Origin of the sequence: Sulfurimonas hongkongensis, from assembly GCF_000445475.1 — a bacterium.
In the GTDB taxonomy this organism is placed as follows: Bacteria; Campylobacterota; Campylobacteria; order Campylobacterales; family Sulfurimonadaceae; genus Sulfurimonas; species Sulfurimonas hongkongensis.
The window spans coordinates 1-13,883 of sequence record NZ_AUPZ01000001.1 but is presented as its reverse complement, the minus strand read 5'-3'; the positions used below and the strand labels follow the sequence as shown (position 1 = coordinate 13,883).

At 34.4% G+C, this 13,883-nt stretch carries 13 protein-coding genes; 7 read left to right on the top strand and 6 right to left on the bottom strand.

Annotation, left to right across the window (positions count from 1 at the left end; translation table 11 throughout):
* Window positions 1-7 precede the first annotated feature (7 nt).
* From M947_RS12240 to gatC, 6 genes are all read right to left on the bottom strand, one after another.
* Window positions 8-667 carry a sulfite exporter TauE/SafE family protein gene (locus M947_RS12240; RefSeq protein ID WP_021286300.1) on the bottom strand — a complete coding sequence of 220 codons (660 nt, stop codon included), beginning with the start codon at window positions 665-667 and terminating at the stop codon, window positions 8-10.
* 15 nt (window positions 668-682) lie between these two features.
* Complete coding sequence (locus tag M947_RS12235; protein WP_021286299.1) at window positions 683-1,066, bottom strand: ExbD/TolR family protein; 384 nt, start codon at window positions 1,064-1,066, stop codon at window positions 683-685.
* Window positions 1,056-1,499, bottom strand: a complete 444-nt coding sequence (gene exbB, locus M947_RS12230; RefSeq protein WP_021286298.1) for a TonB-system energizer ExbB — start codon at window positions 1,497-1,499, stop codon at window positions 1,056-1,058. The genes M947_RS12235 and exbB overlap by 11 nt, the downstream gene beginning before the upstream one ends.
* A gap of 22 nt (window positions 1,500-1,521) precedes the next feature.
* The gene (locus tag M947_RS12225; RefSeq protein ID WP_021286297.1) at window positions 1,522-3,708 is read right to left on the bottom strand and encodes a TonB-dependent receptor; all 2,187 of its coding nucleotides are present in this window, start codon (window positions 3,706-3,708) and stop codon (window positions 1,522-1,524) included.
* 256 nt (window positions 3,709-3,964) lie between these two features.
* Complete coding sequence (locus M947_RS12220) at window positions 3,965-5,047, bottom strand: type IV pilus twitching motility protein PilT (protein ID WP_021286296.1); 1,083 nt, start codon at window positions 5,045-5,047, stop codon at window positions 3,965-3,967.
* Between the two features lie 19 nt (window positions 5,048-5,066).
* The gene (gene gatC / locus M947_RS12215; protein WP_021286295.1) at window positions 5,067-5,357 is read right to left on the bottom strand and encodes an Asp-tRNA(Asn)/Glu-tRNA(Gln) amidotransferase subunit GatC; all 291 of its coding nucleotides are present in this window, start codon (window positions 5,355-5,357) and stop codon (window positions 5,067-5,069) included.
* 126 nt (window positions 5,358-5,483) lie between these two features.
* Here gatC and M947_RS12210 point away from each other — a divergent pair, with 126 nt between their 5' ends.
* From M947_RS12210 to polA, 7 genes are all read left to right on the top strand, one after another.
* Complete coding sequence (locus tag M947_RS12210; RefSeq protein WP_021286294.1) at window positions 5,484-6,080, top strand: hypothetical protein; 597 nt, start codon at window positions 5,484-5,486, stop codon at window positions 6,078-6,080.
* Between the two features lie 4 nt (window positions 6,081-6,084).
* On the top strand, window positions 6,085-7,083 hold the full coding sequence (locus tag M947_RS12205) for a hypothetical protein (protein WP_021286293.1): 999 nt from the start codon (window positions 6,085-6,087) through the stop codon (window positions 7,081-7,083).
* Entirely contained in the window at window positions 7,061-7,891 is an 831-nt protein-coding gene (locus M947_RS12200) for a tyrosine-type recombinase/integrase (RefSeq protein ID WP_021286292.1), read from the top strand. Before M947_RS12205 ends, M947_RS12200 begins: the two co-directional genes overlap by 23 nt.
* A 175-nt stretch (window positions 7,892-8,066) precedes the next feature.
* A complete protein-coding gene (locus M947_RS12195; protein ID WP_021286291.1) occupies window positions 8,067-8,573 on the top strand; it encodes a hypothetical protein in 507 nt (168 codons plus the stop codon).
* A 9-nt stretch (window positions 8,574-8,582) separates the two neighbouring features.
* Entirely contained in the window at window positions 8,583-9,293 is a 711-nt protein-coding gene (locus M947_RS12190) for a sulfite exporter TauE/SafE family protein (RefSeq protein ID WP_021286290.1), read from the top strand.
* 79 nt (window positions 9,294-9,372) lie between these two features.
* A complete protein-coding gene (locus tag M947_RS12185) occupies window positions 9,373-10,908 on the top strand; it encodes a diguanylate cyclase (RefSeq protein ID WP_021286289.1) in 1,536 nt (511 codons plus the stop codon).
* A gap of 57 nt (window positions 10,909-10,965) precedes the next feature.
* Entirely contained in the window at window positions 10,966-13,683 is a 2,718-nt protein-coding gene (polA, locus tag M947_RS12180) for a DNA polymerase I (protein ID WP_021286288.1), read from the top strand.
* Window positions 13,684-13,883 lie beyond the last annotated feature (200 nt).

The following is a 13,883-nucleotide window of genomic DNA, read 5'->3' as shown; positions in this document are numbered from 1 at the left end:
GCCTTTGTTAAAGTACTAATACACCGTTTAAAACTAACACGCCTATTATTATGAGAAGAAGTGCCGCAAGTCTCTCTATGAAAAGTTTATAAGAGGAAAACTCAATCATCATTCCTTTTACTACAGTTGAGAGAATAAAACCGTAAAATATAATTGAAAAAATAACAGCACCAAGACCGAAGAACAAACCAAGACCTATAGAGTTGTAAATACTGCTACTATTTGCCGCTACTGCTAAGAGTGCCATGATTGGAGCACACGGATTTACAGACATAGTCGCACCAATAGTAAAAAAGCCAAATCTGTTTAACTTTGGTTTTTTGATTAACGGTGCAGAGTGAGCGCAAGAGCTAGTTGAACTGAAGCTCTTATACATCAGATATATCCCCATAGATATAGTGCTAAGACCTAAGATGATGCTAAAGATGTGATTGTCATTTAGCATCATCTTTACCCAAACAGAACTAAAGTAAGCCACAATTGCTATAAGTGTATAGCTAAATATCCTACCTAGACTAAAAGGTAAAATAACACTAAGTGCCTCTCTTGTGCTCTTAGAGTTACTTATAAGCAAGGGGCTTAGAAATGGCATACATGAGAACATACATGCAGTGGCTCCATAAGAGAGTCCTATAATAAATATAGAAAAAAAAGCTGTATATTCCATAATGTTCACTTCACTTTAGTTATTTTTCTTAGTGATTATTCCAAGGTTTTTAAACTTTTTTTCTTCTAAGGTATCTAAAAGTGAGACAAACAGATCAAACTTTGCTTCTTTGTCACAGTTAATATGAATAGGTGTTTTAACTTCATATTTTGCAAGTTCTTCTGCAACATCATCTACTAAAACTATTACCTTGTCAAACAAGATATCACCATTTTGTTTGATTGTTATAGTGAGATTTTTTTTATCATCTTGTGGAGCTGCTGTCTTTGCCGTAGGAAGGTCAACCGGAATTATCCCCTTGGCAACAAAGGTAGCAGTGGTTAAGACAATGACGAGAAGAACAAGCATAATATCAATAAAGGGGACTACATTTATAGAGTCAAACTTTTTAATTTGCATGTTTTGCCTTCTCTTTCATGTCCCAATGAGCTAATACAACTTCGATTTTTCTTGCTAAATGGTTATAAAATACTATAGCTGGAATAGCCACTATAAGTCCCATTGCAGTAGCTTTTAGAGCAAGTGCTAAAGATGTCATTATCATTTTTGCATCTAAGGCATCACTCTGTCCCATAGCATAAAAGGTTATAATAATTCCAAACACTGTTCCAAGCAGTCCAATATATGGGGCATTGGAACCAAAGGTTGAGATTATATTTACATTGTTTGTAAGTACAAGCTCAAGTTCTTCTTTTGTCTCAAAATTATTTACATTAACTCCTTTAAAAAAAAGAATTCTCTCGATCCAAAACCAAAAAGTCATAAAACTCATAACTCCTAAAAGTCCAATGATTCCATAATCAACAATATCTTTTAATAGTTCTATATTCATTGTTTTCACCTATGTGTTGTAATTAAAATTTAACGGATAATCCTGCTGTTAATACTCTTCCAGAATTTACAGTGATGGATAAATCCTCTGCGTCAAATATTCCGTCTTCATTTCTGTCACCGCTTGCTCTTGCTGTGTTGTAGTAAAATTTATCAAAAAGATTATCTACTCTTGCAAAAAAGTTGTACTGATAATCACCTATTTTATTTGTATAACTCGCTAGCAGGTTAAGTGTAGCGTGTCCAGGTATTTTGATCTCATTTAAATCATCCGCATAGTAATTAGACTTTGCGTTTATCTCTGTTGTTAGCTTTAACTCTTTTGTCGGCATATAGTCTAAGATAAGATTTAGTTGATGCTTTGGAGTTCTAGGGATTTGGTTGTTTGTTGCATCAAAAAATGTAACAACCGAGGTACGAGGATTGCCGTCTAAGTCAATACCAAAATTGTCATACTCTGTATAGTATGCATCAAGATAGGTATAGGCAAGATTAAAGGATAACTCTTTAACAATATTGCCTATTGCAGAGAGTTCTAAACCTCTATGTCTTGCACCCCCTACATTATCCCACATATCTACAGTATCCGTATCTCCATAGTTACCTGATGTTTTCATGATAAAGTCTTTTCTGTCAATCTGAAAAATCGCGGCTTCATAAGTTATGCCTTTTGCTTTTGTACGAATACCTATTTCGTAGTTATAGGATTTTTCTGGGTCTAGGTCAGGATTGTTTGCTGTGCTTCCCCATGCACTGGTGCTTCCAGCGTAGAGTTGTGTAACTGTCGGTGCTCTAAAACCTGTTGAGAAGTTTGCAAAAACATCAAAGCTCTCATTTATCTTATAGTTGGCTCCTAGTCTGTAAGAGTAGACATTAAAGTCCTCTTTAAAGTTATTGTCTTTATAGTCTTCATAGTCGAGTTTGATAAGATCATACCTTAGGTTAGCAGTAGCACTTAAATTTTTTGTAATCTTTTGTTTATATTCTCCGTAAAAGGCATAAACATTTTCATCTGTTGTGTCGTCGCTTTTTGCATCACCAGCTAAGTAGTAATTTGGAGTTACAGAGTAAGATGGGTAGTATCTTATTAAAGGCTGATTGACCCTATAAGATGTTTTGTTCTCATACTCATTAAATCTTAAATCAAGCCCCAGCATAGTAGCAAATGTATCAAATGAACTTCTGTATTCGCTCTTTATTCCTCTTTGTATCTGTGCATAGTCATTGTCATAATTGTAATCACTGTCATCAAGAGAAGGATCTGAAGCTCCACTACCATCTCTAGTTTGTGGTCCTGATATAAAGGATGTATCATCTTTATAAATGTATCCACTTAAAAGTAGATTTGACTTATTGCTAAAATCCTTAGAATAGGTAAGAAAAAGTTTAAGAAGTTCTACATCATAATCTCTTGTATAGTCTCTACTATCTTGATCTCCATCATAAACAGATTTAGGATTTTCTTTAGCTGCAGTTTCACCACCTACAGTTCCGTGAGTATCTTTTTTTCTGTCTGAATATTCAAATCCAAATGAGATATCTGATGTATCATCAAGGTAATATTGCAATTTACCATTGAGATAGTTTGATTCATAGTCTGAATCTTCCCAATAGCCATCAGCCTTTCTTTGACTCGCTTGAATATGAAAGCTTAAGTTGTCATTTGCATAGCCACTTCTTGCTAAGATTTTTTGATAGCCGTAACTACCAAACTCAACTGCTCCAAAGTTGTTGTTATACTTTGCACCTTTTTTTGTTGTTATTATAATGGCTCCAGAGAGTGCATCATCTCCAAAAAGATATGAAGCCCCGCCCTTTATAACTTTAATGCTTTCAATGTTGTCAAGGTCTATATTTACCTTTCCTGTTCTCTCAAACACGGGAACACCGTCAATAACAACTGCAACGCCCGGCTTTTCACCCATATACATCTGGTTTTCTACACCCCTGAGATGAATTTTTAAAGAATCACCAGTGGAGTACTCTGTTGTTACTCCCGGGATTGATTGTAAAATTTGCTGTACGCTCTCAGCATGTGCTTCATCAACAGCTTCCCCACTTATCGTTGAAGTACTAGAGACTTCTGTTCTCTTTGACTCAAATTTATCATCAATGGTAGATGATTCTACTTGTATAGTTCCCAAATCTGATGCGCTAAGACTTGCAACCAAGATAGAAGCAACAGAAGAGATATATAAGCTCTTTTTCATTATCATTCCTCATATTTTAGTAATTGAGAAGAAGTATAATATTAAAGTGTTAATTTTATGTTAAGTATATTTTTTAAATTTAGTTTAAGAATAATATACCTGAAATAGATATGATGTGAGTATTAGGCGCTCTAAAGTAATATAAAACTGGATCCTAAATCAAAACAAGAGAATCGTCTTTTGCTATACAAAAATGTTTCTTTAGTGTTTAGGATGGCGCGTGTATTGTCATTGTGTGCTTGACACGGAATCTAGTTTATAAACCTACTAGTAACTTCATAAGTTCGTCTGGTCTATTTGAATTTTTGATAGCATTTTCTTTTGTAATAACTTTCTTTTGTAGTAGCTCTAAGAGTTGTTGAGTCTGTGTAGTCATACGGTTTTCTTTTTGATTTAGTTGCATTTGTGAGTACAATTGATGGACTTTATCTTCTCTTATGAGGTTTTGTATGGCTGGGTTTGCTATAAGAATCTCTTGAGTTGCAACTTTTCCTCCACCTACTCTTGGTATAAGGGTTTGTGAGATTACTGAGACAAGAGAAGAAGAGAGCTGTGCTCTTATTTGAGCTTGTTCTTCACCATCAAAAACATCTATGATTCGGTTGATTGTTCCTGGTGCTGAGTTTGTGTGTAGAGTGGCAAAAACCAAGTGACCAGTCTCTGCTGCTGTAAGTGCCGCACCAATAGTCTCTGCATCTCTCATCTCTCCGATTAAAATAACATCTGGATCTTGTCTAAGAGAGTATTTTAATGCCGATGCAAAGGACGCAGTGTCATTTCCTACATCTCTTTGGGAAAAAAGAGATTTTATGTTTTTATGGACAAACTCAACTGGGTCCTCTATGGTTATGATGTGTCTTCGCTCAGTGAGATTTATCTCATTAAGCATTGAAGCTAAGGTAGTCGATTTACCGCTACCAGTTGGTCCTGTGACTAAGATAAGCCCTTTTTCTTTTTTTATAAGTTCTTTAAAAATAGGAGGATTTCCATACTCATCAAGTGTTGGGACATCTATAGGAATCATTCTAAAAGCACAAGCAATTCCCCCTATAGTACGGTAGTAGTTTGCACGAAAACGACCAACATTCTCTAGCTCAAAAGAGAAATCTAGCTCATTAGTGTCTTCAAAGACTTTTTTCTGCTTGTCTTCTATGAGCGAGTAGGACATCTCTTCTATATCTTTTGAGTTTAAAACTGCTAAGTTTAAGGGACGAAGTTCTTTATCTATCCTGATTTGGGGTTCACTTCCAACAACAAGATGCAAATCACTAGAGCCATAAGCTAAAACACTCTTGAGAAGTTTTTTAATATCTACTACTTTTTTTACCTCTTCGCCCACATTAGACTCCTTTTTTGAATTATTCTATTATCTTTGGAACTATAAAAAAACCATCATCACTTTGTGGTGCATGTTTGAGAATATCTTCGCTTATGTTTTTATCGCAAAGTGGAGTGTCTTCTCTTGTATACGTTCCTCTGTCGCTCATTGCAAAACTGTCATCTACTCCATCAGTATTTAACTCATTTAAGTTATCTACAAAACTAACAATCTCAGACAACTGAGATATGACTTCCTTACGTTTGTCTTCTGAAATCTTTAAAAAAGATAATTTTTCTAGTTTATTCAATAGCGTATCATCTACTTGCATTTGTCACCTTAATTATATAATTTTGCAAGATTGTAACAAAAAATATCTATGTGTTTGATGAAACATTAACAAACTATGCGATATTATTACAAGCTTATAAAATTATGTTGCAACAAAGGAATACTTTTGAGTCTTAAAAACGATATTAACATGGTAAGAGAAGAGTTAAACTCCGAAGAGAAGTTTTTTGAAAAAGCTGTTATAACGGAGAAGTTTGTAAAAAAATATAAAAAATTTCTCATCGGTGGTCTTGTAGCTATTGTAGTTGTGGTAGCTGCAAATATTGCTTATGATATAAATAGAGAGTCTGAGATAAAAGAGGTAAACAAAGCCTTGGCTATTTTAAATGAAGATGCTGAAAATTCTGAGGCACTACGTACTATAAAACAAATATCGCCAGATCTTTATGATGCTTGGACATACTCAAATGCAGTTGTGAAAAAAGATATGTTAAGTATGAAAGGACTAACAGACTCATCATCTATGATGGTGGCTGATTTAGCTAGTTATGAGGTTGCACAAGATGCTAAAGATGCTAAGCTTCTTGATGAGTATGCTTCAAAAAAAGATGCAGTATATAGGGACTTAGCTTTAGTCCAAAGTGCTATTATCTATATGAGCAAGTCTGAGATACAAAAAGCTCATGAGAGATTGGCTCAGATCTCATCTGAATCAGCATTAAGAAATATAGCTAATGCTCTCATGCACTATGGAGTGAAATAGAGTTTTGAAAAAGTTACTATTACTACTACTTGGCATAGTTGTATCTTCTGTTTTTTTAGGTTGCAGCTCTAAAAAAGTTTTTGAACCAAAAGATGTAAAAGATGACTGGGCTTATTATGGAAAAGCTACGAGCACAATTGTTGATGTTGCATCCGATAGTGCAATGTTAGAGAGTAGAGAAGTACTGCTAAGAGATAGACTTTTAGATGTTAAGATAGATGAGTCATATAGACTCTTAGGGAGTAGTGATGGTTGGGTTTTAAGCTCAACTATAGATGGTAAACTAAAGATTGATTTTATAGCAGATAAGACTTTGACAAAGAGTTTTAATCTTAAAAAAACTATAGCAGCTGCGAGTATACAAAATGATATACTAGCTGTTTTGTTTGCAAACAATGATATGGCTCTATACTCTATCTCACAAAACTCTCTTTTAGTTCAAGTCCAGGGAACTCCTTCTATTGCCGTGGATTCTAGGATAGTAAATCCTTACTTTATGAATGACTTAGTTCTATTTTTAACACTTGATGGCAAGATTGTTATCGTAAACTCTGAGTCAAAAAAGAAACTACGAACGACTATAGTCTCAACTGATGATAACTTTAACAATGTTATATATTTTAATGTAGTGGATAATAAACTAATAGCAGCAACTTCAACAAAAATCCTCTCAATGGCAGCTAAAGAGATCAGAGTAAGTTATGAGGTGCGTGATATTGTAAGTCTTGAAAAAGAGATTTTTATCACTACAAAAGAGGGTGAAGTTATATCTTTGACACCAGACTTGCAGGTAAATGCAAAGATAAAATTTCCATTTGCTCACTTTTTAGGTCTTATTATCCATAATGATAAACTCTATATTTTAGAAAAGCAAGGTTATCTTATAGAAGTCTCAAAAGATTTGCAAACTCATACCATTTATGAAGTAGATATAGATGATGGATTTGTTTTTGAAGCAGATAAGCTTTTTTATGTAAAAGATGAATACATCACACTTGAGTAATGAGTTAGAAGCTTTTTTGGAGTATATTAGCGTTACAAAAGCACTAAGTCAAAAGAGCATCGAGGCTTATATGAGTGACTTAGTCTCCATAGAAGAAGAGCTTAAAAAACCTCTTATAAACCTTGATACTAAAAATATACTCTCTTTTTTATCAAGGTACACAAACAAAAGAACTCTAAACCGCAAGCTCTCTTCTGTAAATGCTTTTTTAGACTTTTGTTATAAGAGCCATTTTAGCGAACAAAAAACAAAACAAAAATTTGCAAAAATCCCAAAACTACTACCAAAGTTTCTCACATATGAAGAGTTTAAAAACTCATTAAAACTGATAGATAGAAGCTCATGGTTAGGTTTAAGAGACTACGCTCTTTTGATGTTTTTGTATGCATCAGGTACTCGTATAAGTGAGTGCTTGGCACTAGAGCTTCAAGACTTAGAAGATGATTGGCTTCGCATTAGTCATGCAAAAGGAGAAAAAGAGCGTATAGTCCCCATCGCAAAAGTAGCTATACAAGCTATAAATGAGTACATAAAAGAAAAGCCAAAAGATACTCTAAAAGTATGGATAAACTATAAAGCAGAGCCGCTTAGTAGAATCTCAGCATATAAGATAACTCAAAGATATCTAGGAGTCTCGCCTCATGTTTTAAGACACTCTTATGCAACTGCACTCATTAGTGGCGGAGCAGACCTTAGAGTTGTGCAAGAACTACTTGGTCACTCATCACTTTTGACTACGCAGATATACACGCATATACAAAAGCAAGATCTCAAAAATACAGTGGAAGCTTGTCATCCCTTTGCGTAAGGCTAATTTTAATATCTATCTCATGGCATAGTTGATATAATTTCAAATCCTTATTTTTAGATAGATAAAAGATGCAATATATAGTTTTTATTTAGATATTTATGATTTTTATATTTGGTTTTTAAAAGAATTTTAGTTATTTGTTTGGTTTATACAATTTTGGAGATTTTGATATATGATAAAAAAACTTATCCCTTTTATAGTTGTTTTTACTTTAGTCGCTCTTATCGTCAGTGTATTTCTACTAGTTGCATCTAAAAATCAGATGGTAGTTATAAAGGAGCAAAATTTTAAAAAACTTCCATATAAACTTGTTGTAAATAGATATCAAGATAGTGATTGTGGAATGGTTATTGATGACTTAAGAGATGTCTCACAAGTTATCTCGCCTAGTGGAAAAACTTGGTTTTTTCATGATCATGGTGGTTTTGTAAAGTGGCTTGAAGATAAGCCATTTAAAGATGAAGCTGTAATCTGGGTAATGAGTAGAGATACGAAAAAGTATATAGATGCTAGGCTCGCTTTTTACTCACTAACTGATGAGACTCCTATGGGATATGGATTTGGGGCTTATGAGAAAAAAGTAGAGGGTAGTGTAGATTTTGATACAATGCGACTAAGAATGTTAAGAGGAGAGACTCTTAACAATCCTCACATTAGAAAAAAACTCTTAGGAAAATAACTAAAGCTTATGGAAACTGTAAATATTTTAACCATTATTAGTATCGCTTTTTTAGGTTCCTTTGGACACTGCATCGGAATGTGTGGTGGAATAGTTCTTGCCTACTCTACTATAAAAATAGAGCCAGAGAGTTCTAAAGTCTCACAAAGTTTTGCACATCTTATATACTCGCTTGGTAGAGTCTTTACCTACTCTATTCTTGGCGCTATGTTTGGGGCCCTTGGTGGGGTTGTGACTTTTTCAAACAATGCAAATGGAGCTTTGCTGATATTTGCAGGAATTGCCATGATGCTTGCGGGTCTCTCTCTGATGGGCAAAATTAAATTTTTAACACTTATAGAGCACTCTTTTTCCTCATCATCACTTTATAAAAGAGCTTTTAAAAAAGTTCTAAACTCAAAATCAAATCTTAGTTTTTTTGTTTTAGGGATGTTAAATGGACTTTTGCCATGTGGTTTTGTTTACTTTTTTGCCATCACAGCAGCAAGTACAGCAAGCCCACTATATGGTGCTTTAGTTATGGCTATTTTTGGATTAAGCACTATCCCTGCAATGTTTGGACTTGGCTTTTTAGCTACGCTAACTAGTGCAACAAGCTTTAGAAATATGATGATGAGCCTTGCATCAATAGCGGTTATTTTGTATGGTGCATATACTATTTATAACGGATACGACTATATAGTAAACCCTAAGAAGTCACTTACGGAGTGTCACACTTAGGAGTAGAAGAAAAATCTATCTCTAGATATTAAGTTTTTGTATATTTAAATAAGAGTAATATTTGTCTAGGGAGGATGTTATGAATAAAAAATTTAACATTGATTTTTTAAAAATCCTACTTGTTATTGTCACTCCTATTTTGCTGCTTGTGGTGCTATTTAGTTTCTATCTTTTTGAGAGACTCATGGAAGATAAAAAAAAGTTTCTTTTAGAAAAAACCTACTCCATGGCAAGCATGATATCAAATGTTGCAACATTTGATAAAAAATATTCGAAAAAGCAAGATTTTGATAACAAAGCATCAAATGCAACTATATTTCAAGTACAAAAAACTTTCAATTCTATCATTCAAGTAGAGCTTGGGTTAGAGTATCTTTTAGGAGTCAAAGATGGCAAATATATAAAGTTTTTAGCCTACTCAGATAAACAGCCACCAAAGGTTGAGATAAACAATCTTAGCGTTGCAACTCCGATGAGAAATGCTTTAGAGAAAAAGAGCGGAGTTGGTATTGGCTATGATTATAAAAACCAAAAAACTCTCGCATCATACACTCCCATAAAAGGAACAGATTGGGGGCTTGTGGTAGAGCAACCCTATAGTTTACATATTAGACCTCTATATCAAACTGCCATAATGGGCACTCTTGCTATAGTCTCTTTTATAGTTTTTTTGTATTTTATTTTAAAGAGATATGAAGAAAAAAAAACAAGGCTTATAGAACAGAGTGAGAAAAGATTTCAACAACTTGTAGAGAGTAGCGATGACCTTATTTGGGAGATTGATATCAATGCTTCTTACAGATATGTAAGTCCACAATGCAAAAAGATTTTAGGATATGAACCTAGCGAAGTTATAGGTAAAAAACCTTTTGATTTTATGAATGAGGATGAAGCAACAAGAGTGTCTAAAGAGTTTTTTGAACTCTCAAGCAAAGGAGAAAAAATAGTAAACCTTGAACATACTCTTTTACACAAAGATAACAATGAAATACATATATTAACTAGAGGAGCCCCATTTTTTAATAAAAAGGGAAACCTGCTAGGTTATAGAGGTATAGATAGAGATATAACTCTTATGAAAAAAAAGCTCCAAGAGATAGAACATCTTGCTTTTTATGATACTTTAACGGGTCTTGCAAATCGACAAAATATATATGAAAAAATTTCACAAGAGATAAACTACGCAAAAAGAAACAATACTGAGTCAGCACTTCTTTTTGTTGACTTAGATGACTTTAAAACTATAAATGATACTCAGGGGCACGACCATGGTGATGAAGTTTTAAAGAGCGTTGCAAACAGGCTCTTAGAGTCCATCAGAAGCTTTGATGCAGCTGGGAGGATTGGTGGAGATGAGTTTGTTATATTAGTAAGAGGTCAAGATAAAAGAGAAGATAATTTTGCTCACTTTGATGCACTTATTGAGAGAATATTACAAGAGATAAATAAGCCTATCATCGTAAAAGAGTTTAAGCATCAAGTGCGAGCTAGCATCGGAGTGGCAATAATTCCAAGAGATGGAAAAAATCTTGAAGAGATTTTAAAGTTTGCAGACAGAGCTATGTATGAAGCAAAAAAGATGGGTAAAAATCGCGTAGTGTTTTATAAAAACTGATATAATAGATCTAAAAAAAGGACCCTTGTATGAATATGCAAAAGAAGAGAAAACTAAATGAGTAAAGTTGTAACAGTAATAGACACTTTTGGCTTTTTCTTTCGTAGTTTTTATGCACTTCCACAACACTTAAAGAACAAAGATGGGTTTCCTACAGGGCTTTTAACAGGTTTTACAAACTTTATCTCAACTTTGCAAAAACAGCACGATAGTGATTATCTTATCTTTGCCATTGATAGTAAGGGTGACACTTTTAGAAATGAGATAGATTCAAATTACAAAGCAAACCGTCAAGCTCCACCAGAGGAGCTTGCAATGCAACTCCCAATCGCTATAGATTGGATAGATAAAATGGGCTATAAAACGCTAGGATATAGCGGTTTTGAAGCAGATGATATCATAGCGACAGTTGTAAAGCATGCAAGAGAGAGAGATTACACCGTTCGCATAGTCTCGCATGACAAAGATTTGTACCAGCTTATAGATGATGGAAGAGTTGTAGTTGTAGATGCGATTAAGAAAAAAGTTATGGATGAAGATGCTTGTTTTTCTAAATATGGTGTAACTCCAAAGCAGTTTATAGATTATCAGTCCATCTTGGGCGATAGTGCAGATAATGTTCCCGGTGTCCGTGGTATTGGAAAAGTTGGAGCTGAGAAACTTTTAAAAGAGTTTGGCTCACTTGAATCCATCTATGAAAATGTGCATCTTATAAATGGGGCGAACAAAAAAAAGCTATTAGAGTCAAAAGAGAGTGCATTTATGTCAAAAGAGTTAGTCTCACTTCGTGATGATGTCTTAGATGAGCTTGACTTTGAAGAGTATAAGATGGATGTAGAGCATCCATTTTTAAACATATATGATGAGCTTGTAAAGTATGAACAAAACGCTGTAATAAGAGCCCTAAAAGCAAAAGACATACTTACAGATGAGATAGAGAAAAAGGCAAATGCAAAGCTAGCAAATGATAAAAAAGAGAGCAAAAAGCTTGACTTTCATGCCACTCTTATAACTGATGCAAAAGAGTTAAAGAGTGTTTTAAAATCCCTTACTCCTCAAACTGTAGTGGCTTTTGATACTGAGACAACAGGATTAGAATATAACAAAGACTCTATAGTAGGTTTTAGTTTTTGTTTTAATGATAAAGAGGCTTTTTATGTACCTTTTGCACACTCTTACCTAGGCATGGCCGCTCAAGTAAGCAAAGAAGATGCAGCAGATGCGATAAAGCAGATTTTTAAGAGTAAAGTAGTTGGACATAACATCAAGTTTGATCTGCACTTTATATCTAAACTCTTAAGTGAAGACACATTTGAAGTCTATGCAGATAGCATGATACTAGCGTGGCTTATAAACCCTGAGAGTGCTTTAAGCCTTGATAAACTCTCACATAAACTGTTAGGTCACACAATGATTTCATTTAAAGAGAGTGTTAAAAAAGGCGAAACTTTTGCCTCAGTTGAACTCGAAGATGCAACTCTTTATGCTGCTGAAGATGCATTTATCACTCTAAAACTTTTTCATCTCTTTAACCAGAGCCTAAAGCTCCAAGATGCCGAACATCTTATAGCCGAGTCTATGGAAGTTGAAGTCCCTTTTATAACTACACTTTTGCATATGGAACAAGTTGGCATCAGAGTTGATGGCTCATTTTTAGAGAAATTTTTAGTTGAGATAAAAGAGACACTTGCTCGACTTACAAAAAGTATCTACACTCAAGCGGGAAGTGAGTTTAATATAAACTCTCCAAAACAGTTGGGAGTTATACTTTTTGAGCACTTAGGCTTAAAGACTGGTAAAAAAACAAAAACTGGCTACTCAACGGATGAGAAAGTTCTAAGATCATTAAAAGATGCTCATGAAATTATCCCGATGCTACTGGAATACAGAGAGGTGTATAAGCTCTTCTCAACCTACATAGAACCACTTTTAAAACTAAGCAAAGAACATGAAGATAGTAGAGTTCATACTTCATTTATTCAAACTGGAACGGCAACAGGAAGATTAAGCTCAAAAAACCCAAATCTTCAAAACATACCAGCTAGAAGCCAGTTAGGTCTTAGAATCAGAGAGGCCTTTGTGGCATCAGATGGAAACAAACTCATAGGCATAGACTACTCACAAATCGAGCTTAGACTTCTAGCTCACTTCTCACAAGACAAGGTCTTAGTAGATTCATTTAAAGCAGATAAAGATATCCACTATCAAACAGCAGTTGTACTTTTTGGGGAAGATGAAGCTAAGAGTAAAAGAGGAGTTGCAAAGACTGTAAACTTTGGACTTTTGTATGGCATGGGACAAAAAAAACTCTCAGATACGCTAGGTATCACAACTAAAGAAGCAAAAGATATCATAGAGAAGTATTTTGAGTCTTTTTCTACTGTTAAGAGTTACTTTAGAAGCATTGTAGAGCTTTCTAAAACCAAAGGTTATATAGAGACGCTCCTTGGTAGGAGAAGATATTTTGATTATGAAAATGCAACTCCAATGTTTAAAGCTGCATATGAGAGAGAGTCAGTAAACAGTGTTTTTCAAGGAAGTGCAGCAGATATCATAAAACTTGCCATGAACAAGATTGCAAAAGTCATAAGAGATGAAAAGCTAGAAGCGAAGATGCTACTGCAAATCCATGATGAGCTTATCTTTGAAGTAAAAGAGAGTGAGGCAGAGTCTCTTGCAAAAAGATTTCAGGAGATTATGCAAGATATCTATGAGTTAAATATACCACTAAAAGCTGATGTAAATATTGGCGATAACTGGGGAGAATTGAAGTAGGGTAAACTTGGTTTACTACATTTTCTGCGTCAATATTAATTGAGTGCTCTGAACAATTATTAAGGTAGATCCTGAATCAAGTTCAGGATGACGGTTTGTTTGTTCAGGATGACGGTTTGTTTGTTCAGGATGACGGTTTGTTTGTTCAGGATGACGGTTTGTTTGTTCAGGGTGACGGTTTGTTTGTTCCGGATGTCAGT

Coding starts and splice junctions, on each gene's coding strand:
- M947_RS12200 (WP_021286292.1), top strand. CDS start 7,061: ATGAATACATCACACTTGAGTAATGAGTTAGAAGCTTTTTTGGAGTAT.
- M947_RS12190 (WP_021286290.1), top strand. CDS start 8,583: ATGGAAACTGTAAATATTTTAACCATTATTAGTATCGCTTTTTTAGGT.
- M947_RS12185 (WP_021286289.1), top strand. CDS start 9,373: ATGAATAAAAAATTTAACATTGATTTTTTAAAAATCCTACTTGTTATT.
- M947_RS12225 (WP_021286297.1), bottom strand. CDS start 3,708: ATGAAAAAGAGCTTATATATCTCTTCTGTTGCTTCTATCTTGGTTGCA.
- gatC (WP_021286295.1), bottom strand. CDS start 5,357: ATGCAAGTAGATGATACGCTATTGAATAAACTAGAAAAATTATCTTTT.
- exbB (WP_021286298.1), bottom strand. CDS start 1,499: ATGAATATAGAACTATTAAAAGATATTGTTGATTATGGAATCATTGGA.
- M947_RS12240 (WP_021286300.1), bottom strand. CDS start 667: ATGGAATATACAGCTTTTTTTTCTATATTTATTATAGGACTCTCTTAT.
- polA (WP_021286288.1), top strand. CDS start 10,966: ATGAGTAAAGTTGTAACAGTAATAGACACTTTTGGCTTTTTCTTTCGT.
- M947_RS12235 (WP_021286299.1), bottom strand. CDS start 1,066: ATGCAAATTAAAAAGTTTGACTCTATAAATGTAGTCCCCTTTATTGAT.
- M947_RS12195 (WP_021286291.1), top strand. CDS start 8,067: ATGATAAAAAAACTTATCCCTTTTATAGTTGTTTTTACTTTAGTCGCT.